This window comes from Mesorhizobium sp. C372A (genome assembly GCF_030323245.1).
Classification (GTDB): Bacteria; Pseudomonadota; Alphaproteobacteria; order Rhizobiales; family Rhizobiaceae; genus Mesorhizobium.
This window is the reverse complement of sequence record NZ_CP100475.1, coordinates 5,367,291-5,388,972: the sequence shown is the minus strand read 5'-3', so window position 1 is coordinate 5,388,972 and position 21,682 is coordinate 5,367,291. Positions and strand designations below refer to the sequence as shown.

At 62.7% G+C, this 21,682-nt stretch carries 30 protein-coding genes; 17 read left to right on the top strand and 13 right to left on the bottom strand.

Annotated elements, in window-relative coordinates:
* The first annotated feature begins 61 nt into the window (after positions 1-61).
* Positions 62-2,176 (top strand): EAL domain-containing protein, encoded by a 2,115-nt coding sequence (locus NLY42_RS25975; RefSeq protein WP_023755880.1) that lies wholly within the window; start codon positions 62-64, stop codon positions 2,174-2,176.
* Positions 2,177-2,213: 37 nt separating this feature from the next.
* Here the strand turns inward: NLY42_RS25975 and NLY42_RS25970 are convergent, their stop codons facing one another.
* Both NLY42_RS25970 and NLY42_RS25965 read right to left on the bottom strand, forming a co-directional pair.
* Positions 2,214-2,714 carry a hypothetical protein gene (locus NLY42_RS25970; protein WP_023753171.1) on the bottom strand — a complete coding sequence of 167 codons (501 nt, stop codon included), beginning with the start codon at positions 2,712-2,714 and terminating at the stop codon, positions 2,214-2,216.
* 106 nt (positions 2,715-2,820) lie between these two features.
* The gene (locus NLY42_RS25965; protein ID WP_023671435.1) at positions 2,821-3,051 is read right to left on the bottom strand and encodes a DUF6894 family protein; all 231 of its coding nucleotides are present in this window, start codon (positions 3,049-3,051) and stop codon (positions 2,821-2,823) included.
* A gap of 283 nt (positions 3,052-3,334) precedes the next feature.
* On the opposite strand from NLY42_RS25965, the gene NLY42_RS25960 reads away from it, so the two are divergent.
* The gene (locus tag NLY42_RS25960) at positions 3,335-4,054 is read left to right on the top strand and encodes a Crp/Fnr family transcriptional regulator (RefSeq protein WP_023671436.1); all 720 of its coding nucleotides are present in this window, start codon (positions 3,335-3,337) and stop codon (positions 4,052-4,054) included.
* Positions 4,055-4,103: 49 nt separating this feature from the next.
* Here the strand turns inward: NLY42_RS25960 and NLY42_RS25955 are convergent, their stop codons facing one another.
* The 4 genes from NLY42_RS25955 to NLY42_RS25940 all read right to left on the bottom strand — a co-directional run bounded on the left by NLY42_RS25955 (position 4,104) and on the right by NLY42_RS25940 (position 6,096).
* On the bottom strand, positions 4,104-4,397 hold the full coding sequence (locus NLY42_RS25955; protein ID WP_023685943.1) for a DUF982 domain-containing protein: 294 nt from the start codon (positions 4,395-4,397) through the stop codon (positions 4,104-4,106).
* 113 nt (positions 4,398-4,510) lie between these two features.
* Positions 4,511-4,687, bottom strand: coding sequence for a hypothetical protein (locus tag NLY42_RS25950; RefSeq protein WP_023671438.1), 177 nt, complete (start codon positions 4,685-4,687; stop codon positions 4,511-4,513).
* Positions 4,688-5,089: 402 nt separating this feature from the next.
* Positions 5,090-5,455, bottom strand: coding sequence for a VOC family protein (locus NLY42_RS25945; RefSeq protein ID WP_023697758.1), 366 nt, complete (start codon positions 5,453-5,455; stop codon positions 5,090-5,092).
* A gap of 83 nt (positions 5,456-5,538) precedes the next feature.
* The gene (locus NLY42_RS25940; protein ID WP_023697757.1) at positions 5,539-6,096 is read right to left on the bottom strand and encodes an RBBP9/YdeN family alpha/beta hydrolase; all 558 of its coding nucleotides are present in this window, start codon (positions 6,094-6,096) and stop codon (positions 5,539-5,541) included.
* Positions 6,097-6,210: 114 nt separating this feature from the next.
* Between NLY42_RS25940 and NLY42_RS25935 the strand changes: the two genes are divergently transcribed.
* A complete protein-coding gene (locus NLY42_RS25935; protein WP_023693744.1) occupies positions 6,211-6,684 on the top strand; it encodes an Lrp/AsnC family transcriptional regulator in 474 nt (157 codons plus the stop codon).
* A 145-nt stretch (positions 6,685-6,829) separates the two neighbouring features.
* Entirely contained in the window at positions 6,830-7,243 is a 414-nt protein-coding gene (locus tag NLY42_RS25930; RefSeq protein WP_023700688.1) for a DoxX family protein, read from the top strand.
* Between the two features lie 22 nt (positions 7,244-7,265).
* On the opposite strand, the gene NLY42_RS25925 is transcribed toward NLY42_RS25930, so the two are convergent.
* The 5 genes from NLY42_RS25925 to NLY42_RS25905 form a co-directional block, all read right to left on the bottom strand.
* Positions 7,266-7,571 carry a hypothetical protein gene (locus tag NLY42_RS25925; protein ID WP_023671444.1) on the bottom strand — a complete coding sequence of 102 codons (306 nt, stop codon included), beginning with the start codon at positions 7,569-7,571 and terminating at the stop codon, positions 7,266-7,268.
* 94 nt (positions 7,572-7,665) lie between these two features.
* On the bottom strand, positions 7,666-7,935 hold the full coding sequence (locus tag NLY42_RS25920; protein WP_023671445.1) for a hypothetical protein: 270 nt from the start codon (positions 7,933-7,935) through the stop codon (positions 7,666-7,668).
* A 114-nt stretch (positions 7,936-8,049) separates the two neighbouring features.
* The gene (locus tag NLY42_RS25915; RefSeq protein WP_023685951.1) at positions 8,050-8,214 is read right to left on the bottom strand and encodes a hypothetical protein; all 165 of its coding nucleotides are present in this window, start codon (positions 8,212-8,214) and stop codon (positions 8,050-8,052) included.
* Between the two features lie 72 nt (positions 8,215-8,286).
* On the bottom strand, positions 8,287-8,730 hold the full coding sequence (locus NLY42_RS25910; RefSeq protein WP_023671447.1) for a Ros/MucR family transcriptional regulator: 444 nt from the start codon (positions 8,728-8,730) through the stop codon (positions 8,287-8,289).
* Between the two features lie 248 nt (positions 8,731-8,978).
* Positions 8,979-9,794, bottom strand: a complete 816-nt coding sequence (locus NLY42_RS25905; RefSeq protein WP_023693742.1) for a class I SAM-dependent methyltransferase — start codon at positions 9,792-9,794, stop codon at positions 8,979-8,981.
* Between the two features lie 495 nt (positions 9,795-10,289).
* Between NLY42_RS25905 and NLY42_RS25900 the strand changes: the two genes are divergently transcribed.
* The 3 genes from NLY42_RS25900 to NLY42_RS25890 are packed head-to-tail and all read left to right on the top strand — an operon-like array spanning position 10,290 to position 11,716.
* Complete coding sequence (locus NLY42_RS25900; RefSeq protein ID WP_023671449.1) at positions 10,290-10,700, top strand: hypothetical protein; 411 nt, start codon at positions 10,290-10,292, stop codon at positions 10,698-10,700.
* Positions 10,693-11,079: a hypothetical protein gene (locus NLY42_RS25895; protein WP_023671450.1), complete on the top strand. Its 387-nt coding sequence runs from the start codon at positions 10,693-10,695 to the stop codon at positions 11,077-11,079. The genes NLY42_RS25900 and NLY42_RS25895 overlap by 8 nt, the downstream gene beginning before the upstream one ends.
* The gene (locus tag NLY42_RS25890; RefSeq protein WP_245260097.1) at positions 10,979-11,716 is read left to right on the top strand and encodes a terminase large subunit domain-containing protein; all 738 of its coding nucleotides are present in this window, start codon (positions 10,979-10,981) and stop codon (positions 11,714-11,716) included. The genes NLY42_RS25895 and NLY42_RS25890 overlap by 101 nt, the downstream gene beginning before the upstream one ends.
* A 333-nt stretch (positions 11,717-12,049) precedes the next feature.
* Here the strand turns inward: NLY42_RS25890 and NLY42_RS25885 are convergent, their stop codons facing one another.
* Positions 12,050-13,195: a HEAT repeat domain-containing protein gene (locus tag NLY42_RS25885; protein WP_155922510.1), complete on the bottom strand. Its 1,146-nt coding sequence runs from the start codon at positions 13,193-13,195 to the stop codon at positions 12,050-12,052.
* 75 nt (positions 13,196-13,270) lie between these two features.
* Here NLY42_RS25885 and NLY42_RS25880 point away from each other — a divergent pair, with 75 nt between their 5' ends.
* The 8 genes from NLY42_RS25880 (at position 13,271) to msrA (ending at position 18,329) form a co-directional block, all read left to right on the top strand.
* Complete coding sequence (locus NLY42_RS25880) at positions 13,271-13,621, top strand: hypothetical protein (protein ID WP_023671453.1); 351 nt, start codon at positions 13,271-13,273, stop codon at positions 13,619-13,621.
* Positions 13,622-13,991: 370 nt separating this feature from the next.
* Positions 13,992-15,641, top strand: a complete 1,650-nt coding sequence (locus NLY42_RS25875; RefSeq protein ID WP_023755881.1) for a terminase large subunit domain-containing protein — start codon at positions 13,992-13,994, stop codon at positions 15,639-15,641.
* A gap of 373 nt (positions 15,642-16,014) precedes the next feature.
* Positions 16,015-16,674, top strand: coding sequence for a glycoside hydrolase family 108 protein (locus tag NLY42_RS25870; protein WP_023755882.1), 660 nt, complete (start codon positions 16,015-16,017; stop codon positions 16,672-16,674).
* Positions 16,675-16,699: 25 nt separating this feature from the next.
* Positions 16,700-16,903 (top strand): Pam3-gp28 family putative phage holin, encoded by a 204-nt coding sequence (locus NLY42_RS25865; protein WP_023755883.1) that lies wholly within the window; start codon positions 16,700-16,702, stop codon positions 16,901-16,903.
* Between the two features lie 96 nt (positions 16,904-16,999).
* The gene (locus tag NLY42_RS25860) at positions 17,000-17,239 is read left to right on the top strand and encodes a hypothetical protein (protein WP_023684348.1); all 240 of its coding nucleotides are present in this window, start codon (positions 17,000-17,002) and stop codon (positions 17,237-17,239) included.
* A complete protein-coding gene (locus tag NLY42_RS25855; protein WP_023671459.1) occupies positions 17,224-17,415 on the top strand; it encodes a hypothetical protein in 192 nt (63 codons plus the stop codon). The genes NLY42_RS25860 and NLY42_RS25855 overlap by 16 nt, the downstream gene beginning before the upstream one ends.
* A gap of 3 nt (positions 17,416-17,418) precedes the next feature.
* Positions 17,419-17,742, top strand: coding sequence for a hypothetical protein (locus tag NLY42_RS25850; RefSeq protein WP_023671460.1), 324 nt, complete (start codon positions 17,419-17,421; stop codon positions 17,740-17,742).
* 68 nt (positions 17,743-17,810) lie between these two features.
* The gene (gene msrA / locus NLY42_RS25845; RefSeq protein ID WP_023694663.1) at positions 17,811-18,329 is read left to right on the top strand and encodes a peptide-methionine (S)-S-oxide reductase MsrA; all 519 of its coding nucleotides are present in this window, start codon (positions 17,811-17,813) and stop codon (positions 18,327-18,329) included.
* Positions 18,330-18,348: 19 nt separating this feature from the next.
* Here msrA and NLY42_RS25840 read toward each other — a convergent pair whose 3' ends face one another.
* Positions 18,349-19,185, bottom strand: a complete 837-nt coding sequence (locus NLY42_RS25840; RefSeq protein ID WP_023755885.1) for a glycosyltransferase family 25 protein — start codon at positions 19,183-19,185, stop codon at positions 18,349-18,351.
* Positions 19,186-19,678: 493 nt separating this feature from the next.
* Here NLY42_RS25840 and NLY42_RS25835 point away from each other — a divergent pair, with 493 nt between their 5' ends.
* Together NLY42_RS25835 and waaF are read left to right on the top strand one after the other, a co-directional pair.
* Positions 19,679-20,620 carry a glycosyltransferase gene (locus NLY42_RS25835; protein ID WP_023808296.1) on the top strand — a complete coding sequence of 314 codons (942 nt, stop codon included), beginning with the start codon at positions 19,679-19,681 and terminating at the stop codon, positions 20,618-20,620.
* Positions 20,617-21,666: a lipopolysaccharide heptosyltransferase II gene (waaF, locus tag NLY42_RS25830; protein ID WP_023697738.1), complete on the top strand. Its 1,050-nt coding sequence runs from the start codon at positions 20,617-20,619 to the stop codon at positions 21,664-21,666. The genes NLY42_RS25835 and waaF overlap by 4 nt, the downstream gene beginning before the upstream one ends.
* The last annotated feature ends 16 nt before the right edge of the window (positions 21,667-21,682 follow it).

The window sequence follows — 21,682 nt, the reverse complement described above, 5'->3', positions numbered from 1 at the left end:
GTAACGGTTTCTTCTCTGCTTGCGTGCATAGTGGCGGCGACGGAGTGAGCGAAACCAGGGCATGGCTGAAGAGAAAATACGCAACGGCGAATTCTGGGCGCTTGCGCTCGAACGCGCTCATCTCGGCGTATGGGACTGGGATATTTTGAGCGGCGACTGTTTCTATTCGCCGACCTGGTCGCACATGCTGGGTTATGAGGATGGCGAGCTTGCCAACAGCGACGACCTCTGGCTGAAGCTGACGCATCCCGACGACCGCCAGCGGGCGCTGGCCAGCGGCGAGCGGCACATTTCCGGCCTGACCGCCTCGATCGAGACCGAGCTGCGCCTCAAGCACAAGGACGGCCACTGGATCTGGGTGCTGGACCGCGGCGGCATTGTCGAGCGTGACGAGACGGGCAAGCCGGTCAGGCTGATGGGCGTGCAGACCGACATCAGCCGGCAGAAAGAGGCGGAAGCCGAACTCGAGCGGGTCAATGTGCGCTTTCGCCTGGCGCTGGCGGCCAGCGGCACCGGCATCTGGCATCACGACATCGACGCCAACAAGAGCTATTGGGACGCCCGCACCAGGGAGATATTCGGCCTGGTCGCCGACACCGACGAGGTGGCTGCCGACCTTTGGCATTCCTATCTGCATCCCGACGACAAGGATGCCGCAGAGCGCGCCCATCTGGCGCCGCTTTCGACCGACGGCGTCGTCGCCGCGCAATACCGCATCGTCAGGCGCGACGGCGAAATCCGCCATGTCGAATCGCTGGTGCGCTTCATCGCGGCGCCCGAGACGGCGGGCCAGATTCTCGGCACCGTGCGCGACATCACCGAGGACAAGAAGCGCGAGCGGGAACTCGCCTACGCCGCTCACCACGATGCGCTGACCGGCCTGTTGAACCGTGCCGCCTTCGACCGGCTGCTGGCCGTGCATATCGCCACCGAGCGGGCTTTGCCGCTGGCGGTGTTCTATGTCGATCTCGACTACTTCAAGGCGCTCAACGACTTTGCCGGCCACGCCGCCGGCGACCTGGCGCTGAGGGGTGTCGCCGCCGGTATTCTGGGCTGCCTGCCGGCATCGGCGCGTGCCGCGCGCCTCGGCGGCGACGAGTTCGCGCTGCTGGTGCCCAATTGCCAATCGGCCAAGGCCGAGGCGCTGGCCGGCGCGATTCTTGCGGCGGTCCGTGACGCCGACCTCGGACTGCCGGCGACCTCGCGAAAACTCGCGGCCAGCATCGGCATCGCCTTCGTCGAGGACACCACCACCACAGTTGCCGATGCGTTGGCCTGCGCCGATGACGCCTGCTATGCCGCCAAGGCGGCCGGGCGCAATCGCTTCGCGGTGTTTTCGGCCGATGCGGCGTCGGGCTCCGGCGGCCTCAACGCGGCGCGTGTCGCCGCCGACACGGTCGACGCCATGGATGACGGGCGGCTGAAACTGTTCGGCCAGGAAATCCATCTGCTCGGCCAGCCCTGGCAGGAGAGCCGCCACGTCGAGGTGCTGGCGCGGCTTGCCGGGCGCAATGGCAAGCTGATCCCGCCCAACGAATTCATTCCGGTCGCCGAGCGCTTCGGCATTGCCTCGCGGCTGGACCGCTGGATCATCAGGACAGCGCTTTCGCAGCATGGCGCGGCGATGCGGTCAGGCGCCATCATGCTCGGCTTCAACCTGTCGGCGCAGACGCTGAGCGATCCGCTGCTGTGGGATTTCGTCGACGCCGTCATCGCCGAGACCGGGGCGCCGCATTCCGGCATCGGCTTCGAGATCACCGAGACCGCGGCCGTCACCAATTTCGACGCCGCCGAGCAGTTCGTGCGCAAGGCGCGCGAGCGGCAATGCCGCGTCAGCCTCGACGATTTCGGCGCCGGCATGAGCTCGTTCGAATATTTGCGGCGCTTTCCGGTCGATCAGATCAAGATCGACGGCTCGTTCATCGAGAATATCGCGGAAAGCCGTTTCGACCGCGAGATCGTCTCGGCCATAGCGGGCATCGCCAAAAGTCTCGGCTGCGCGGTGGTGGCCGAAAAGATCGAGCAGCAGGAAGCGCTCGACATTCTGCGCGGCATGGGCGTGGCCTATGGCCAGGGTTTTCTGCTTCACCGGCCGGAGCCGCTCGAGGCGATCGTCGCGCGGGCCGGCGAACAGTCACCGGCCAGCGGACAGTCGCCGGAAAAGCGCTTCGGCTGACGGCTCTCATCGCCTCGGGCTCGCGCGACTTGTCCGGCTAACCGGCGTCGGCCTTTTCCTGCTTTCGCTGCGCCGCCTCTTTCTTGCGGCGCAACACCTCATCTGTACCGACAAGGTCCTTCGAGCCGCCGGAAATGGCGGTCGAGACGACGGCGGGCGGATCGCTGGCCGGAAAACTGTCTTCGAGGCCTGATTGCAACTGCTCCTCGAGCGTCTGCGGGTTCTCGGAGCGGCCTTCGGCGCGGCGCTCGCCAACGGCTTCGACATCGCTCTTGGTGTCGGGGTGAGCGCGGGCTTCCGATATCGTCGACACCACCAGCTCGATGGCGAACTCTTTCATCGCCTCGGCTTGCGGCCCATCGACATCGGAGTCTTCGATCAGGCGGATGAGCGACTTTTCCAGGGCGCCCAGCTCCTTGACGCCCTGACACCGCGCCAGACGCTTGGTGAGCCAACCGATCAGCGCCGGGGCAAAGGTCGAATAGGCAAGCCTGCGTGTGTCGTCGACCTGCTCGGGATGAAGCTTTTGCAAGGACATAGATGCCTCCAGTCAATCAGCCGTGCAGCTTCTGCCGCTGGCCCCTCCTTAGGAAACAGAGGGGAGGGCAAGAGGTTCCATACAGTCCTCGACAGGGTCGACGAGTTCAACTCCACAGTGACGCCATTGTCAGCGACGCTTCGAATATCTGCTCCCTGTTCTCGTTCAGCATCTTGACGGTGATCCGCCGGTGGTCGCCCTCCGGTATCTCGTCGCGCGCCACATCGTGCAATATGCGCAGCGCTTCGGCTCCCGCGCGCTCCCGGCTGGGAAAAAGCTGCCCCTCTTCGTCAATCTGGGTCTCGGCGTTGTACAAGTCGAAGTAGAACCGTTCCATGTGTGCAAGGATCCCTGCTGGAGAACGCTAAAGCGCGTCGCGGTTGAAAGGGCGCAGGCGACGCGCTTCAGGTCTGTGTTTTTATGCATGTCGTTGTCTCAAATCGGGGCCATTTTTGAGCGACATGGATTAAATCCCAACCCGCACCCATGGTTCCATGCGACTGTGTCCTGAGCAGATTTCCTGCCAGGAGCCGTCGCCGTGCCGGCCGATTGCAACCGCACCCGATCTCCGGCGTTTGGCTAGGCCACGAATGTCCACGAAATCTCGAACTGGATCCTCGATGCTAGAACCGCTTTATCTCAACCTTGGCCAGCATGACGCTTTGTCCGAGCAGGAAAAGGGGCTGCTGGCCGCCGCCATGACCATCGAGATGGATTTTGCCACCGGTCAGGACATCGTTTCCGAGGGATCGAGGCCAGGCTACAGCACGCTCATCATCGAGGGTCTGGCGGCGCGCTACAAAGTGCTGGAGGATGGCGGGCGCCAGTTCACCTCGTTGCAGGTGCCAGGCGATTTTGTCGATTTGCACGCCTTCCTGCTCAAGACAATGGACCATGGCATTATAGCTTTGTCGCCATGCCGGGTGATCGCCGCCGACCACAGTCGGCTAAGGACGATCACCGAACAGGCACCTCATCTCAGCCGCTTGCTTTGGCTGGACACGCTCGTCGATGGCGCCATCCATCGGGAATGGATCGTGGCCATGGGCCGGCGGTCCAAGACTTCGCATCTGGCGCATCTTGTGTGCGAGCTGTTCGTGCGGCTCCAGGTCGTCAAGCAGACCAACGGCATGAGTTTCCGGCTTCCCCTGTCGCAGGCGGAACTGGCCGATGTGCTTGGGCTTTCGGTCGTCCACATGAACCGGGTCATCGGCGCGCTGCGCAAGATCGGTGTGATCGGCTGGGCAAATTACATGGTGACCATTCTGGACTGGCAGCAGCTGGTGGAAATCGCCGAGTTCGACCCGACTTATCTCAGCATGAACCGCGAGCCGAGATAGGCTATCCGGCGTTCGCCATGACATCGCAGGCAATCCGTCAGCCGGTCTTTCAACGATGCCCATCCAGCGACGCCAATTCGTCGAGCATGGCAAGGGCGGCACTTGGCTTCGCCGGCTTCAGCAAGCCCTGTTGGGCGGCGGCATTCTGGAAAGCGGCAAAGGCGATGTCCGGGCGGCAAATGCCGTTCAACGCGTCATCCACCAGCCTGTCGGCCGCCTTGTAGGCCGCCGTCTGCTTGTTCTTCCATGTTCCGCCTAGCGCCCTCCTGGCGTCGGCGATCGACGACACCGTCATCGCGCTGCCGTCCACGAATCTGATCGTCAGGGGCAGAAAACGGCTCATGCGCTCACCATCCAAACCATTCGCGCCTCGCCCGGATCGATCTCATCACTTGCCTCCTTGAAAACGGGATCGCCATAAACGAGGAAATCACAAACTGGTTGCAGCCCGGCGAGCTACATGTTGCTTGCCGGCCAGATCGGCCGATGCGGACGATAAGGCGGCCGCGGCGCCGGCTTCAACGGGATGTCGGCGAGCGAGTTGCGGATCGGCCTGAACAGTATCGGCGAAGACGCGGCGCGGCGGTGCAATACCGCGGCTGACAATTTGGCAATCAGATTTCGAACGTCCATGGGACACCTCGAGCGCGTTGAGAGTCCCCCCATCGCGATCACCTACCACCTCACGCCCAGCATCCGCATTTAACTTTGATATAGGCCGGACGAATACGCGCCGCGCGCAATGTCTGCCGCCGAGATTCTGCCGATCCTCGGCGGCGGCTATTGAGGGCGGTGCCAGGCTGGCGGTCACGCATCCCAGCAGCGACGTCGCGGACGCTGCTGCAACCGGATGAATTTTCGTGCATTCTTGTGCATGGCCACAATGCTTCGAACCGACACGCCGGCAAAATGCTGCTCCTATTGCGGTTCGCGAGAGCATGACTACGAGGATTGTCCGAAGCGTAAAGCAGAGGCGGAGCGGCAGTGGGAAGGCCAGGCAAAGCCCGGCGCCGAATCCGAGGCGACGGCCGAAGTCTAGCTGGGCTCGAACAGCTCGATCACGTTGCCGGACGGGTCTTCACAAAGAATCTGTCGCCCGCCCGGACCTTCGACGATCTGGTTGCGGAACCGCACGCCGGCCTCGACCATCTTAGTCACGATTGACGGCAATTGCTCGACCTCGAGCACGAAGCGGTTCCATCCGCCCGGCTCGGGTGTCCGGCCGTCCGGCATCGGCCTGGCTGCCGACGCCAAGGGACCGGCGAGCCAGAGCGAGAGGTCGCCGCGCGTCAGGATGGCCATCGCCGGACCGAATTGCTGCTTCAGCGCGAAGCCCAGATAGCTCGTATAAAACGCGATGGACAGATCGACATCGCGGACCAGATATCGGACGGACACCATTCGCAGGCTCCCTCACAAACGCCCCTCCCGAGAGATAGCTGGCGGGACAAGTCGGGGCAAGCCCGCGCGCACGCTTCGGGCGCCTACGGTGCGATTGCGTGGTCGGCCTGTCTGTCTCTCACGAAGGCCGTCAGCAGCTCCATTCCCGCCGGCCAGTCGCCCAGCCCGCTATTGCTGTTGATGTGACCAAGCGGCCCGGCGATGTGCAGTTCGCTGCCCCATTGTGTGGCTTTCTCACCGGCATAGCCGTTCGGATCATAGGGATCGTCGGTGCTGGCCACGATCAGCGAGGGGAAGCGAAGCGGCCCGCGCGGCGTATCGGCGAAGGGAATTCCGTAAGCGGGATAGACCGGCGAGGCCGGGTCGGGAACCGCAACCAGAAACGCCCCGCCGATCCGACGGCTCGACACCGCCTGCCAATGCGCGACCAGCAGGCAGCTGAGACTGTGGGCGACGAGCACCGGCGGGGTCTGTGCCTGTGACACCGCGACGTCCAGCGCCGCCACCCAGTCGTCGAAATCCGGCAGCTCCCAGCTTGCCGGGCTGAAGCGGCGCATCGCCGGGTCGGCCTGTTGCCAGCGTGTCTGCCAGTGGGCCTCGCCCGATCCGCCGCTGCCCGGCAGAATGATGAAGTCGGTCATGGAAAATCCTGTTTCTTCGCCGCAGATGATGTCCCAATCCTAGGGCTTCTCCTTGTTCGCGGAATGAGAGATCATCGGAAAGCGATGAAGAATTCCGATGGATTGAAGGTGTTCATGGCAAACGGCGATTACCGGCCACGGCTCGACCCCACCGACATGGCAATCATCGAGATCATGCAGGAGGATGGCCGCATCGGCATTTCCGAACTCGGCCGCCGCGTCGGCCTGTCCCAGCCCGCGACGTCGGAGCGGGTGAAGCGGCTGGAGGAGCGCGGCATCATCGCCGGCTACCGGGCCGCGATCGATCCCACCGCCCTCGGTCTCGGCACCATGGCCATGATCCGCCTGCGCACCACGCATGAGCACATCCAGACCTGCCTGAAGAAATTCGCGGCCATGCCGGAAGTGGTCGAGGTGCTGCGGGTGACCGGCGAGGATTGTTTTCTGGTCAAGGTGGTCGTGCCGTCGCCGCCCGACCTCGAAAGCATCGTCGATGCCATCGGCCGCTACGGCGCGGTGACGACCAATGTGGTGCTGCGCGCCGAGCCGCCGAAACGGTTGGGGCGGGAGCTGATGGCGAAGCTCTGAGCGGCCACGCGCGGCAAGAGGATTGCAAGCGCCTCCTTTTGCGAGGTCCGGCTTTGCCGCGAAAGAATTTCGCGGGCTGGTGTAGGATCGGCGGCGTGGCGCCCGTCCTTGGGGCGAAACCCGTTGCAAACCTTTGGAGCACATCATGGAAGCCGTTCAATCGCCGTGGCAGACCGCGGCCATTCTCATCGCCCGCCTGACCTTGGCCGCCATGTTCGCGATGGGAGCAGCCTTCAAGTTCATGGATATGAACATGACCGCCGGCTACATCGCCGCCGCCGGCTTCCCGTTCCCGCTGTTTCTGGCCTGGTGCGCCGCGATCCTCGAAACGCTGCTGGTGATCGCCTTGCTGACCGGAGCGTTCTTCACGCCGGCCGCCCTGGTCGCCGCCGTCTACGTGGTCTTCCTCGGCTTTGCCTTCCACGGTCCGTCGCACTGGACCGGCAACCAGGCCGAGTTCGGCGCCTTCATGTCCCATTTCCCGTTCGCCGCCGGCCTGCTGTTCGCCGCCGTGCATGGACCGGGCAGCGTGCTGGCCTCGAAGATTGGCCGAGGGTGAGGCCCCGCGTCGGCAGACCGCCTCACATCTGGTCGTTGTAGGGTTCCTTCATCTGACCGACCATGCGGGCCAGTTTCGAGAAGGACGGCATGTCCGCCTCCGGCTGGCATTGATTGGCCAGTTCCAGCAGTCGGATCGGAAAGTTGACGGCGTCGCGGTTGGACTCCGACATGCCGTCGGACCGCTCCTCGCCGGTTTCGATGGCCTCGGCCTTGCGCAGCGCAATGTCGATATCCTCCACCGTGAGCAGGCCCTTGCGCACCAGCACCTGATTGATCGAGGCGACGGCCATCAGCAGGCCTTCGAGTTGCAGATTGGCGACGTTCATGGCTGTTGCTCCCATTTGGCTCACGCTCAACGCATGAGCCGCTGTTACGATCCGGACGGGGATGCAAGCGATAGGCGTCGGCCGATGGCCTGCGCTACTCTTCCATCCAGCGGCGGCCATATTCGGCCCACAGCGCCTTGACCTCCCGGCTGCCGAGGCGCGGGGCCGAGCCGTCGCCATAGGCGATCGAAACGCAGCTGATGTCGTAATGGGGATGGGCGTCGATGACGAAGCGGATCGCCTCGCCGAGCGGCCTTCTGCCGATGACCGGATCGGCCTGGCCTTGGCCGACGCTGCGAACGCCCGAAACAGTGGCTGGCGCTTGCCGCATCCTGAACACGGATGCCATGGCTGGTTTGTCCATCCCGCTCTCCCCCGAGTTGGAGTGGAATGATTCCATAAGAGCCAGCTAATGACCAGTCGCTAGACGGCCTGTCGAAGGCTGCGTCTTGTATCCTGCAGCCCGTTGAAGGACTGTTCAGGCCAGCGGATCCGCCGCCGGCGGCCTGGCGGGAAGGCCGAGCCTTGTCCGCTCGCCGTCGGCAAACTCCTCGGCCGCTTCCTGGGCCATGAACAGATGCTGGGTCACCGTGCCATTCTCGGCAACCAGCACCGCCCATTGGCGGCGGTCCACACGTTCCACGCGAACGTCATTGGGCTCTCCGGCCACCACGATCGTCCTCCAGCAGGCGTACGGCACGGAGGGGGCGTGCCTTTACGCCTTGGTCTTGCTCTTGGCCGGCGCCTTGGCGGCCGGGGCCTCGGGTGTCCTGATGCCGAGCCCGAACTCCTTTGCCAGCTCCGAGCGCTTGGCGGCGTAGCTGGGCGCCGTCATCGGATAGTCGCCGGGCAGGTCCCATTTGGCGCGATAGGCTTCCGGCGTCATGCCATGGGCGGAGCCGAGATGACGCCGCAGCGACCTGAACTTCTTGCCATCCTCGAGGCAGTAAATGAAATTCGGCGTTACCGAGCGCTTGCGGTTGACCGCGGGCTCAGGCGCAGGTTGCGGCGGAGCAACGGGATTGTCCACGGCCGCGAGCGCTGCATTGACGCTCTCGATCAACGCCGGCAGGCTATCCGGAGGCACTGAATTGTTGCGCACGAATGCCGCGACGATGTCGGCGGTCAGATTTATATTTCGGATTTTGTCCTCAGACATGGCTTCTTTTGCCCCCTTGATGCCAAAGGACAAATTATCAGACAACATCCGCCGACGGCATGGCACTTTAGAACATATGCATATGACTTGACGCCGGATGTGGTAGCGCTAGCATCGCCGAGTCTCCGATCGATGTCGATGTAGGAATTCTTTCCTGACATATCTTGACCGGTGAGGGCAGCTATGCTATGATTTGTCGATGTTGCTGATTTGCGCCACCAACCCGCCGCCGAGGCGGGTTTTTTGTTTCAGGCCGGCTTGGAAGCGATGATGGCCAGTGACGCGAGTTTTCCCTCGCTCAGGCTGCTTATGTAGTTTTTTCGCCGATGCACGAACTCGGCGCCGAGCACGATCTCATTGGCCTGCTGCTGGGCGGGCGACGGAACCATGCTGGAATTTGCCCGTTTCAACGCCAGCTCGACGTGATCGCCGGTTTCGTCGATGACGTCGTCGACCTGGAATCCGGCTGAAGCAAACAGAGCCTTCAGGGTTTCGCGGTCGACGAGATGGCTGGCCACAGCCGACACCGCCCAAGGCAAGGGATAGTGAGGCTCGCCGTCCGCCAGCACCGCCTCGGTCCAGACAAGCCTGGCCTTCGGCTTCAGTACGCGCCACGCTTGCCCGATGACCGCCGCCTTGTCGGCGATATTCATGCCGACATAGAAGCAGATCGCCGCGTCGAATGTGTCGTCCGCAAAAGGCAGCCTTGTCGCATCGGCCTCATGGAAACGCACTTTGTCGCCGAGGCCGCAGAGCTCGGTCAATCGGCGGGATGCCTCGACGAACGCCTGCGTCAGGTCGACGCCGTCGACGCTGCACCCATAGGTCTCGGCAAGGAACCGGGCCGGGCCGCCAATGCCGCTGCCGATGTCCAGAACCCGATCGCCGGCGGAGGGCGCAAGACGCGCAGCATGGTCCTGCGTGGCGATCAGCTCGCGGCCATGAAGCTGATCGAACGGATAGAGTTGTTTGGCTGCGAGGCTGCCGGCCTTTGCGTCCGGCACAGCCGACAGGATGCGCTCGACAATGCCGCCGCTGCCATAGTGACTGGTCACATCGCTCATTTCGCTCTCCGACGAGACCCAGCATCCCATCGATGCGGCCCTCGCGCAATGCGCGCCGCCGCCAAGGACGAGGCTTTGACCGGAGTAGGAATTATTTCTTATCTGCATTGACGGGTGAGGGCAGCTTTGCTATGATTTGTCCATGGTGCTGATTTGCGCCACCGACCCGCCCACGAGGCGGGTTTTGTTTTCCTGATGCCCACAACGTGCGGATATCGGATGTCGGCGGGACAGCCCCCCTCTGGCCTGCCGGACGTTCGTCGTTCGGAAAGCCAAGCAATTGGCTTTCCGTCCGCTGCGCGGACCACTCCTCAACCCCCACACGGGGGGGAGATCGGACTGCCGCCTTGCTTTCGCCAATCGTCAGCGCTGCAAATTGGTCGCGACCCTGGAGCTGCCAATCTCCCCCCTTGAGGGGGAGATGTCCGGCAGGACAGAGGGGGGCGTGAAGGAACGCTATCCTCGGTTCATTCTGCCTTATCCGCGAGGCCTCCCTTGTCCAACCGCTATGCCACCATCATCACCGACGATGACGGCCGCGAGGTCGTCAGCGCCATTGGCGTGTTCGAGGGCGCTGCCCCGCAGGCGCGCATCGGCCGTATCGAGCCGGTCGTGCCGGGCGTGCTGATCGGCATGGTTCGCGGTGGTCCTGTCGATGCCATCGGCGGCTTCGGCTTTCCGCGCGGCGCGCACGACGCAAGGGCGATCGCCAGGGCAAGCCTGAAAGCCGCGTCTGCCGGAAAGCGCCACGCGCCGGCCGCTGATGCAGCCCGCAAGGCCGCCCCAACACGGTCAGGGCCAAAATCGGCACGGCGCAAGTCCGGCAAGATCAAGTCCGGCAAGATCAAGCGGCCAGCGAAACAGGCACCTACCGCCGAGCCCGCCGGGATCTCGGATCATGGCTGACCGGACGGCGCCGCGTGCGCGCCCTGGCCGCAAGGCGACTGCCGCCGCTGCCAAGCCGAAGCGGACGAAGAAGACGCTTGGCGATGATTTCCTCGACGCGGTTCGCGCCGATTTCAGCGCCCATGGCGCCGGCGTCATTGCCGCGGTCCGGGCCGACAAGCCCGACCAGTATCTGAAGATCGTGCAATCGGTGCTACCCAAGGATCTGGCCAAGGATTTGCATGTTTCATCTGACAATCTGGAAGCCCTGAGCGATGACGAGATCCGCCGCCGCATCCGTGGCCTCGAAGCCGTCCTCGGGCCGTTTGGCGACCAGCCTGAAGACGCGCCGCCACTATCTGGCGCTGCTGCAGGAGCTGGACCGCAGGCGCAGGACTAACCAGCTTGCCGCCTACCGGCCTTATCCCAGGCAGGCGCAGTTTCACGCCGCCGGCGCGCAGAACCGGGAACGTCTGTTCATGGCCGGCAACCAGTTGGGCAAGACCAGGGCCGGCGGCGCCGAATGGGCCATGCATCTCACCGGCCGCTATCCCGCGTGGTGGCAGGGCAAGACCTTCGACGCCGCCGTCAGGCTATGGGCTGCCGGCGTGACCGGCGAGGGCACGCGAGACAACCCGCAGCGCGTGCTGGTCGGCCCGCCGCAGCAGCAGGCGGCATGGGGCACCGGCATGATCCCCGCCGATGCCATCCGCCAGACCACGATGGGCCGCGGCGCGCCGGGCGCGCTCGACAGCATCGTGGTGCGCTGGGGCGGCGGCGGCGACGTGCAGGCCGATGAATCGGTGCTGTCGTTCAAGAGCTATGAGAAGGGCCGCGAAAAGTGGCAGGGCGAAACCCTGCACGGCGTCTGGTTCGACGAGGAGCCGCCGCTCGATATCTATTCCGAAGGCCTGACCCGCACCAACGCGACGGGCGGCATCACCATGGTGACGTTTACGCCGCTGCTTGGCATGAGCGACGTGGTGCTGCGGTTCTTGACGGCGCAGGAGGTTCTCCCTTCCCCCCTTGTGGGGTGAGCAGCTGGTTCGCGAAGCGAATTCGTCGTGCCAGTGGCACGACGAAAGGCCGGCGAACGCCGGGACGCTGCGGAGCAGCGGGGACCCGGCAGGTTGGATCGGCCACCACCCGGCCCTTCGCAGGCTCAGGGCGTTCGAAGCTCGAAAAGCCAAGCAATTGGCTTTTCGTCCGCCACGCGGACCGCTTCTCACCCCACAAAGGGAGAAGGTAAGAACCGCCACGCCCGGCGCAAATATCGTGCGCGGACAACATCATACGACATTACTTTGAATCAGTTCGGCAGGCTCTACGTCCTGTCACGTCGCTATCTTGACCCCGAGATCAGCGGTGCCTCAGGCGATTGCCGGCAACGATGATTGCCATACGGCGTGGTGCGATATCTGGTTGTGCTCGATGCAATCGGTTGCCAGTTTGCTGATTTCAGGATCGGCGGACGCCTGCGCCCATTCGACGAACGCGTCAACAACGACCAACCTCGCCCGGCTGGCCAGCCCCAAGCCGTAACGGCGCACTACCGGCTCTGAATGGTCGAGCATAGCACGGATCATGCCTGATGCATCACCTCGCCATTGCCCGGAGATATCGGCGATCGCCGAAAACGGCGTTTGCGGCCTGAGCAACGCGGCGTGCTGACGCGCAAGCTTTAACTGCCAGTCTTTTGCAAAGCGCACAAATTTGACGGCTCCCATGCGTACACCATCGTGATAATCATCAAGGGCAAACAACGCCTGCGCGAGATGCTGACCATCGTTCCGCGTACTGCATCGCAAGATAGACTCCACGGCATCGAAGCGCGTGCGCGGGTTGCTGTCCCCAAGCAGCGCGGCCAGCTCACCCACCATCGAACTTATGTTCTGGTTTTGAAAGGTGGCAATAAACGCACCCGCCGCTCGCGTCTCAGCATTGGCAGATGTCAGCAGGAGACGAAGGCTTTCCAACGGCACCGTCTTGCCGAGCTCGCCGAGAAGGTCGTTGGCAAGCGCGCCATCGTCATCATGCGGGGACGACAGCAGCCGCTCCAGCATCTCCTGACCTGTCATGGCATTTGTCGATTTGCCGAGTGGCAGCAGGATCTTACCGCCTTCGCTGAAAAAAAGATGAGCAACCTCGCTGTCCTCGGCGGACAGGCGCATCGCCTCGAATAGATCTGTCATGGCAAAGAGTGGCTGTCCCACCCGCGTAGAGTACAGGCCGCGCAGAATGCACCAGCCCAGACGCATCGATGTCGCCGATGCACGGCAAGACCTACCGCATAAAGCGATAAAGGAAAAGATGAGAGCGAAGCTTTCCCGTTTCGGCGCGTTGCGGAATTGCGAACCGCGACTAGACTGGTGGCCAGGTTGTCGAGGAACCAAGTCCATGAACAGGCGGCAGGTATTGACAGGCGGTTTGTCTTCGCTTGTCGTGTCGCCGGCGGGTGGTGCTGAGGTATCAAAGCCCCAGGTGCCCAAATGGCGACCCTCGTTTTCACAACCCATCGATCGCATCGAGGAACGGTTCGGCTATTACTTCGACAGAGGCCGTGACTTTGCCATCCTTGAAACGGCACCTGCGTGCTGACGGAAGCCGGCCTGTCCGATGAGGCGGCAGCCATGGCCGCCATCCAGACGCTTGCCATGATTTACAACTATCACCCGGACATGAAGCCGTCTGACATGGATGATGGCAACGTGCTGGTCAGCTACAATCATCCAGCCTTCAATGTCGTGCTTTCCGACGTTGCGAATGCGCATTGGCAAGAGATCGAGGCCCGCCACCAGGATGGGCTGGCTACGGGCGAGGTGCTGATCACGCCGCTGGGGCAGAATGTGTTCGATGAGCTCGGCAAAAAGGCGCTGCTTGGCAGGTGCTACATGTTCATGGATGCGCAGGCGCCAAAGGTGATCCGCATCAAACCCAGTTAAGTCGAATCAGGGGTATTTGGTGCCGGCAAGTTGCCTGGCACGACCTTCGGCGGTTGACGATTTGCGCGTTAATGGGCCGCACAATATTTTCTCTCGACCGGTATACTGATATATATAGAGCATACAGGATTGATTGGGAGTGTCGGGGACGCAGACCTCGCGTTTGAACCCTGTTCCTGGATCGGTACGGGTTCTGCAGATTTTTTTACTAGTATCGTAAGGAACATTCGCCTGGCTGGTGCATGCCGATGCACTGGCGGCAATGCCGACAACGATTGCAATCCGAATCATGTGTTCCCCCAAGTCTTGGGTCAGCTTCGCATTGATGAGCGCTGGTATCAATGGCCACACTCTATTGGAGCATGCTTGCATGACCCGTCACGTCACCTTCATGACCATAGACGACGTCGAACACTATTCGCCGGACGAGCGTGCCGCGATCATCGCCGCCTATCCCGAACATGAGCGCGAAGCGAGGGCCAAGGGCATTCCGGTGCTGGGCTCCGGCCGCATCTTTCCGATTGCCGAGGAGCTGATTGCCTGCGAGCCGTTCCGGCTGCCGCGCTACTGGCCGCGGATCGGCGCCCTCGATTTCGGCTGGGACCATCCGTCGGCCGCGGTCGAGCTGGCCTGGGATACGGAGGCCGATGTCGTCTATATCTCCAAGGCGGCGCGGGCCTCGCAGCAGACGCCGGCCATGCAGGTACTGGCCCTGAAGCCGTGGGGCGAGTGGCTGCCCTGGGCCTGGCCGCGCGACGGCCGCCGCGAGACGCTGGAAGGCGCGGGCACCGCGCTTGCCAGACAATACGCCGCGCACGGGCTGAACATGCTGTCGGGCCACGCCCGCTTCGCCGACGGCTCGGTCTCGGTCGAGGCGGGGCTGATGGAAATGCTCGACCGCATGCAATCCGGCCGCTTCAAGGTGTTTTCGACGCTGCTGCCCTGGTTCGAGGAATTCAGGCTTTTTCACCGAAAGGACGGCAAGGTGGTGAAACTGCGCGACGATTTGATGGCCGCGACGCGCTACCGCAAACTGACGCTCGCCTATGTCAGCGGCGCCGGCACTTTGCCGACGGTGGCCAACGGCATCTGGCTGATGTTCGACCGTGCCGGCGACAGAGGCGCCGACGGGACGGGAGTAGGAGATTTTTTGGGGCCTGCGTCTTCGGCAACCGACAATATTGTCACTTTCGCGGGCACCACGGGCAAGGTGGGGAAGGATAGTGGGATCGCGGTGTCCAGCCTGGCGCCGAAGGCCAGCCCGACATTTACCGGGACGCCAACGGGGCCGACCGCAGCGCCTGGAACGAATACCACGCAATTGGCTACAACGGGGTTCGTCAAGGCTGGGTTTGATCTGAAACTTGATAGCCGACCCAACCTTGGTGTCGTCGCGCAGACGATCACCGATTGGAACAACGCCCTGGACAACGGCTGGTATATGGCCTCGGCGGCGGCTAATGCGCCAGACGGCGTAAATTGGTTCCTGGGGTTTGTGGAAGCGCACGGAAGCACTGGCTACCGGACGCAGACGGTGCATGATTTCGTCAACGACACTACGGCGGCAGACCAAAAGCTATGGCGGCGCAGGCAGGCTGGCGGTGCCTGGGGAGGATGGATCAAGCTGCAATGGTCGCAGGCCGAACAGGATGCACGCTATGTCCAGTCGTCCACGGCGTTGCTTCAGAAGTTTTATGAAAGCCCGCAACAGACCATCACATCCGGCGGGTCGCTGACGTTGGCTCATGGGCTGGGGGTGAAGCCGAAAAATTACCTTGCATTCTTACAGTGCACCACTGCTGAGGGTGGCTATTCTATTGGAGACGAAGAACCTGTCTCGATTGGATCGCACGAAGCGAGCACCAATCGAGGCCTAAGTGTCGTTCCCGATGCTACAAATATGGTCGTTAGATTTGGGTCGCAGGCTTCTAGTGCCGTTCAGATTACACGCAAAGACACTGGTGGATTTCTAAATATTACCAATGCAAGCTGGCAGCTTGTCATTAGGGCATGGGCCTAGCATAAATTCCAGTGAATTCTTCAAAAGAAAGATCAAAAGGCCGCTCTCTCTTTTCGAGATATGGCGTCTGCCCAATCCACCACCGAATCTCAATAAGCCTCGGCTATTTTCGTCGTCGAAGCGCTTCTTGATCACCTTTGCCGGAATTCTTCCTAACACTGCATACGGAGGTGCATCTTCGATCACCATCGCAGCGGCGACGACGGCAATGGTGCCGTCGCTCGGTTCGCCGTTCCGATCTCCTTTCCGGCCGACGCCACCAAATACCGCCCCGCCAAGGTCTCCAGCGACGTTGTCTCGATGATCGACGCCTAACCGCAAGCAGCTTCGCAAATCGACAACCTGCCTTTCGCGGGCAGAAAGGAAAACCCCAATGGACCGCAACTTCGCGCGGGCGCTTGCGCTCGTCCTCAAATCGGAAGGCGGCTGGTCCGACAATCCGGCCGATCCCGGCGGCGCAACCATGAAGGGCGTGACGCTGGCCAACTTCCGCCGCTACGTGAAGGCGGATGCGACGAAGGACGACCTTCGCCATATCACGGATGCTCAGGTGGCCACGGTCTATCGCCGCTTCTATTGGGATGCCGCTGCGGGCGCCGAGCTTCCCGGCGGTGTCGACTATGCCGTCTTCGACTTCGCCGTGAACAGTGGGCCGGGCAGGGCGGCTAAATATCTGCAGGCGGCAGTTGGCACCGCACAGGACGGCAGGATCGGCCCGGCCACGCTCAAAGCTGTCGGCGCCAGGCCACCGGGCGCAGTCATCGACGATCTTTGCGATGCCCGCCTGGCATTCCTGCGGCGGCTGCCGACCTGGCCGGTTTTCGGCAAGGGTTGGAGCGATCGCATCCGGTCGGTCCGTTCCCAGGCGCTGTTGATGTCGGCACTACAGCCCGCGGCACCTTGCCGGGCACCCCGCCCCAGCCATCAGCGCTCTCGCCGAAGCCCGGCAGTGCGATGCCGCCGGTGTCTACCGGCGGGCGCGTCAGCCCCGTCGAACGCCTGCCGTTCTGGCGTGCGCTGCTTCAAATCCTGAAATCGATTTTCGCAAGGAGTTCGACATGATCGCCGTCTTCATCCGCATCGGCTTGCGTTACGGCGCCGGTGTTCTGGTCGCGCGTGGCCTGCTCGGCGCCGACGACGCGGCGGCATTTTCTTCCGACCCCGACATTCAAGCTGGTCTGGAGATCGCCGCCGGTCTCGCCATCGCCTCGGTCACCGAGACCTGGCACTGGCTGGCCTGCAAATCCGGCTGGGAGCACTGACATGGAAGGGTTTCAACAACTGCTCGTCGCCTATCTCGAAGCCGCGAAACCCTATGCTATCGGCTTTGCCGCCGGGCTTGTCGCCGGGTGGCTGCTGTGAGCGCGCTCCTCGCCGTCCTGCTTGGCAACAAAGCGCTGCTGGGCTTCCTGGCATCGGTCATCGCCGCCCTTTGCTGGGGCGCTCACCAGCGGCTGGCCGGCGCCAGGGCCGAGCGCGGCAAACTGGCGGCCGCTGAGGCCGCGGCGCGCGCGGTCGCTGAGCAGGTGCAGAACGACGTCGGCGCATTGCCGGCGGACGCTGTTCGAAAGGAGCTGAAATCATGGGCAAGGGACTGATGCTTGCGCTGCTTGTGGCGCTTGCCGGGTGCACGACTGCTTCGGGCGGCTTCTGCGCGATTTCGAGCCCGCTGCGCCTGTCGGCCGAAGCCGTCGACGTCCTGTCGGACGCCGAGGCGAGAGCGCTCCTGGCGCACAACCGCAAGGGACAAAAGCTCTGCGGATGGAGGCCTTAGCCGATGCACGACCTCTTCGACATGCTCGGCATCAAGGGGCCGGTCGTCGCCGCCGGGCTAGCCGGCGGCGTGCTGCGAGCACTGTCGCGCCATCGCTACAAGCTGCGCGAGATGATTGCCTCGCCGATCTGCGGGGCGCTGGCGGCTGCGTATCTGACGCTGCCTGCCGTCGCCTGGGTCAGGGCAACCGGCATGCCTATCCCCGATCCGGCCGACGATACCACGACGCTCGCCGCCGCCTTTTTGATCGGCGTCTCGGCCATGTGGATTTCCGACATCGTCTTCGAGGTCATCGTGCGGCGGTTCGGCTCGGCCGGCAACGAGTGATGCACTTGAGATGCTGGAAGAAGCCAGCGACAATGCCTACCTAAGGAGCAATCCAATGGAGGTATGATATGGCGACGTCCACCGAACGTGCAGTCCTTGCCGGCGGCTGTTTCTGGGGCATGCAGGATTTGATCCGGCGCTATCCCGGCGTGATCTCTACCCGCGTCGGCTATAGCGGTGGCGATGTGCCCAACGCCACGTATCGCAACCACGGCAGCCATGCCGAAGCCATCGAGATCGTTTTCGATCCGGCCAGGATCAGCTTTCGCACATTGCTCGAATCCTTTTTCCAGATCCACGATCCGACCACCAGAAACCGCCAGGGCAACGATGTCGGAATGAGCTATCGCTCGGCGATCTTCTACACCAGCGACGAGCAGAAGCGCGTCGCCGAAGACACCATCGCCGATGTCGATGCCTCTGGACTGTGGCCGGGCAAGGTCGTCACCGAGCTTGCGCCGGCGGGCGATTTCTGGGAGGCGGAGCCAGAGCATCAGGACTATCTCGAGAAATACCCCAACGGCTATACCTGCCACTTTGTCAGGCCGGGCTGGAAGCTTCCGGTCCGCGAAAAGGCTGTTTCGTAACGCAGCCGCTATCGTCTGCTTATCTGGCGGTCGAACTATTCTTCCGCGCGATCGGTATGCCGGCCGCCTTGTTGAGGTGGCCGTGCTCGGGCTGCCCATAGATGAACGCGCCGTGGACGGGTTTGCCGTCGACCTCAGAGCCTGAGAACGCGACGGCCTCGATCTTCTTTGTTCCGGTCAGGCTCTGGTTTCGAAGATAGGCGAAGGTTCGCACCGCTTCTCCGACAATTCGATCGAGAAACGGTTTTGGCCGCCTCCCGGGCCGTCGCACGAGGCTTGGAAAGCGCTCTCGTCCCGAAACAAAATGGTGCTGTGCGCAAAGCGCCGGCATGATCTGATAGATTCGGTTGAGCGAGCAGGTCATGAATCCTGGGTGAAAAAGAACGAAGTCGACCTCTCCTCTCAGATGCATGGTCCTGCGCAGCAATCTTTGCGCTGCCGATCTGGAGATGACATAGCCTGCGGCGCCCGCGTGCAGGCCATAAAGTCTGGCAAGCGAAAACCCATCATCGAGAGCGACTTCCTTGCGTCCGACCCTCACTTTGGCAAAATGCGTTTCCAGCTTGATCACATCGGCATCGCGCGGCACCCATCGATCGGAAGCAAGCAGCGAGCCGGCGCCCGCGCCGAAAACGACGTCGTCCTCGAAAACCGCGCCATATTGATCCGCGCCGTTCGCAACGATCTCCCAACACGAGCGGTGGCTCAGGAAACAGCAAACCTCAGCAGCGCTTAGCGGGCTTTTGGCGACAGAGCAGCAATCGGGGCAATCGATGGCGGAGACACGCTCAAAATGGTACTCCGATCCGGCCGAACTCGGACGCGACATGCGCCAGCCGATCGCGAGAACGATCAAGATTGATCACCAGACACCTCATCAGCGCCCCCTTGTCCGGTGATCAGTGAATATCACGTTCCCGTGATTGCACAAAATTTGCTTACGTGCGGGGCAGTGGGTAGCGGCGTACGGTGCCGCCGGTTGGTTTTGGAGGTTGGGTGGACATTGACGGCGTCCCCCGCGTGGCGCGAGCCTTTACCGTGCGCGCCTAGACGAGTCGCCCTAGAAGCCGAAAAATTGCCGACCGATCATGTATCCGAGCGCGACGACCACAAGGGGAAACAGGGCGGGCGTCAGCCCACCAAGAGCGGAGGTCTTTGGCTGTTGCCTGGAGATGGTCCTGGGTGCATTGCCGAGATTCTTGGTCATCCGGTATAGTAGCAAGCGCTGATTAACGATTCCGTAACCCGATCGAGGCCGCCGCGGCTTTTTGCGTTTCTGGCGCGACCTTGACAATGCCCAGCCCGTGACGCAACTGGGCCGTCTTTGAGAGCATTGTGAGGCAAGGTCAATGCGGGTGACGCTCGTTTTGAAGGGCGTAATACCCTGCCGAGGTTACGGTGGGATTCAGCGTCAGGTCGAATGGCTGGCCACGGAGATGGTTCGTCTCGGACACGAAGTCGTGGTGATCGCTGGCCCTGGCTCCAGCCACCCGCTCTTCGAAGTCCGGCACGCTTCGACCGATGCCGAATGCCGGGCAGCCATTCCGCGCGACACGCAAATCGTCCACACCCATAGTTGGCCCGTCGAGGTGCCATTTCCAACGCTGAATACGCAGCGCGGCTTTATGCCGGACCAGCCCATGCCAGTTGCGAACTGGAGCTTTATCAGCGCCAATCATGCCCGCCAGCATGGGCGCGAGACATTCGTCTACAATGGCTTTCCGGTGGACGCCTATCGTTTGTCGGCTGCAAAGGGCGACCGCCTGCTATTTCTCGCCGGCATTGCACGATCAAGCAAAGGCCTCAACCGCGCCGTCGATCTCGCCAAAAAATTCGATTTCGGTCTCGATATCGCCGGTGGCTCGCGTTGGAAACTGCTGGGCCGAAGTCAGACCCGCCGCGAAGGGTTGTTTTTCAAGAGCCTTGGCAGGCGATACCGTTTCCACGGAATCGTTGACGGCGAGCCGAAGCTTCGCCTTCTCGGCGAAGCGCGAGCCTTCCTCAACCCCATCGCCTGGGAGGAGCCGTTCGGCAACGCACCGGTCGAAGCCATGTTGTGCGGCACTCCGGTGCTGACGACGACGCGAGGCGCATTGCCCGAGACGGTCGATGCCGACAGCGGGCGCTTCTTTGAGACCGATGAAGAATTTGCGGCCGCTTTCGAGGCCGTCGCCGACCTTACGCCTCAGCAATGCCGCGAATCGGCCGCGACGAGATTTCCCATCCAAAAAGCGGCGCGCGGCTATCTGGATCTCTATGCCCGCATCCTTGACGGCGAAGCGCTTCCTTGACGACCGGCGATCCAATCCTCTTCGTCGGCTTCCCCGCGGTCGGCGACTTCGTCCGTTGCCATTCCGCCATCCAGATCATTGCCGCGCGATTTCCTGATCGCCCCATAGATGTCGTCACCTCGCCCGTTGCAGCGCCGCTGGCGCGCCTGATGCCGCATGTCAGGAAGGGCTGGGCGCTTGCCAAGCGTCATCAGCGCCCCGGTTTTGGCGAGCGCAGCCGCCTGGTTGGCGAGTTGCGCAAGGAAAATTACCGTACGGCCTATCTGATGACCAGCAGCACCAAGGCGGCGCTGATGGCGTTCATGGCCGGAATAGAGGAGCGCATCGGCTATCCGCAGGAGTTGCAATTCGGCCTCCTCAATCGCTTCCCCGCCGGCTGGTTGGCCCATCTATGGGCCTTCGGACCCCGCAAGACGCGGCTGTTCGAGGAGGTCTGCTCGATTGCCTCGCTTGGCGAAAAGCCGGCTGCGGGCGCAGAGTGGCCGGCGCCCCGGCTTGTGGTCGATCCGGCCGAACTGGACGAATGGCGCCAGCACAAGAAGATCGATGCCGACCGACCGGCACTGGCGCTCTATACTGCCGACATTGAGAATTTCCGCTCATGGCCCGTCGAGCGCTTCATTTCGATCGCCAGAGACCATCATGATCGCGGCTGGGCAATCTGGATTGTAGGCGGACCGCGCGAGCACGCCGGTGCCGCAAAAATCCGCGCCGCCATTCCTGAGGCAATCGACTTCACCTCGACCCCGTCGATTGCTGACGCGATGTGCCAGATCGCTGCGTCGACCATGTTCCTCGGGGTTGATGGCGGCATTTCCCACGCCGCCGCTGCCCTGAACGTCCCATGCGCGCTCATCTACGGGCTGAATCGCCCCTATGTGCATGGGCCCGTAAACAACCATGTTCGCTTTATCGAACCGCCGCTTTCGACGCCCAGCTGGGTCAAGGACACGCGGGGCATCAGCGAAACTCGGGTGAGCGAGGTTCTGGCTGACCTCTCAGCCGGTATCGCCCAATGGTCTCGCCGGCCCCAGGCGTCTGGTTAAAAACGCCCCGTGGGGG

What these genes read in the sequence shown, in the direction of transcription:
- NLY42_RS25905 (WP_023693742.1), bottom strand. Translation starts at nt 9,794, where the DNA reads ATGAGCGATGTGACCAGTCACTATGGCAGCGGCGGCATTGTCGAGCGC.
- NLY42_RS25885 (WP_155922510.1), bottom strand. Translation starts at nt 13,195, where the DNA reads ATGGGTTGTGAAAACGAGGGTCGCCATTTGGGCACCTGGGGCTTTGAT.
- NLY42_RS25970 (WP_023753171.1), bottom strand. Translation starts at nt 2,714, where the DNA reads ATGTCCTTGCAAAAGCTTCATCCCGAGCAGGTCGACGACACACGCAGG.
- NLY42_RS25835 (WP_023808296.1), top strand. Translation starts at nt 19,679, where the DNA reads ATGCGGGTGACGCTCGTTTTGAAGGGCGTAATACCCTGCCGAGGTTAC.
- NLY42_RS25965 (WP_023671435.1), bottom strand. Translation starts at nt 3,051, where the DNA reads ATGGAACGGTTCTACTTCGACTTGTACAACGCCGAGACCCAGATTGAC.
- NLY42_RS25895 (WP_023671450.1), top strand. Translation starts at nt 10,693, where the DNA reads ATGGCTGACCGGACGGCGCCGCGTGCGCGCCCTGGCCGCAAGGCGACT.
- NLY42_RS25945 (WP_023697758.1), bottom strand. Translation starts at nt 5,455, where the DNA reads ATGGTGTCCGTCCGATATCTGGTCCGCGATGTCGATCTGTCCATCGCG.
- NLY42_RS25935 (WP_023693744.1), top strand. Translation starts at nt 6,211, where the DNA reads ATGGCAAACGGCGATTACCGGCCACGGCTCGACCCCACCGACATGGCA.
- NLY42_RS25940 (WP_023697757.1), bottom strand. Translation starts at nt 6,096, where the DNA reads ATGACCGACTTCATCATTCTGCCGGGCAGCGGCGGATCGGGCGAGGCC.
- NLY42_RS25920 (WP_023671445.1), bottom strand. Translation starts at nt 7,935, where the DNA reads ATGGACAAACCAGCCATGGCATCCGTGTTCAGGATGCGGCAAGCGCCA.
- NLY42_RS25870 (WP_023755882.1), top strand. Translation starts at nt 16,015, where the DNA reads ATGGACCGCAACTTCGCGCGGGCGCTTGCGCTCGTCCTCAAATCGGAA.
- NLY42_RS25950 (WP_023671438.1), bottom strand. Translation starts at nt 4,687, where the DNA reads ATGGACGTTCGAAATCTGATTGCCAAATTGTCAGCCGCGGTATTGCAC.
- NLY42_RS25855 (WP_023671459.1), top strand. Translation starts at nt 17,224, where the DNA reads ATGGGCAAGGGACTGATGCTTGCGCTGCTTGTGGCGCTTGCCGGGTGC.
- NLY42_RS25925 (WP_023671444.1), bottom strand. Translation starts at nt 7,571, where the DNA reads ATGAACGTCGCCAATCTGCAACTCGAAGGCCTGCTGATGGCCGTCGCC.
- NLY42_RS25975 (WP_023755880.1), top strand. Translation starts at nt 62, where the DNA reads ATGGCTGAAGAGAAAATACGCAACGGCGAATTCTGGGCGCTTGCGCTC.
- msrA (WP_023694663.1), top strand. Translation starts at nt 17,811, where the DNA reads ATGGCGACGTCCACCGAACGTGCAGTCCTTGCCGGCGGCTGTTTCTGG.
- NLY42_RS25865 (WP_023755883.1), top strand. Translation starts at nt 16,700, where the DNA reads ATGATCGCCGTCTTCATCCGCATCGGCTTGCGTTACGGCGCCGGTGTT.
- NLY42_RS25955 (WP_023685943.1), bottom strand. Translation starts at nt 4,397, where the DNA reads ATGAGCCGTTTTCTGCCCCTGACGATCAGATTCGTGGACGGCAGCGCG.
- NLY42_RS25910 (WP_023671447.1), bottom strand. Translation starts at nt 8,730, where the DNA reads ATGTCTGAGGACAAAATCCGAAATATAAATCTGACCGCCGACATCGTC.
- NLY42_RS25850 (WP_023671460.1), top strand. Translation starts at nt 17,419, where the DNA reads ATGCACGACCTCTTCGACATGCTCGGCATCAAGGGGCCGGTCGTCGCC.
- NLY42_RS25960 (WP_023671436.1), top strand. Translation starts at nt 3,335, where the DNA reads ATGCTAGAACCGCTTTATCTCAACCTTGGCCAGCATGACGCTTTGTCC.
- NLY42_RS25875 (WP_023755881.1), top strand. Translation starts at nt 13,992, where the DNA reads ATGACCCGTCACGTCACCTTCATGACCATAGACGACGTCGAACACTAT.
- NLY42_RS25930 (WP_023700688.1), top strand. Translation starts at nt 6,830, where the DNA reads ATGGAAGCCGTTCAATCGCCGTGGCAGACCGCGGCCATTCTCATCGCC.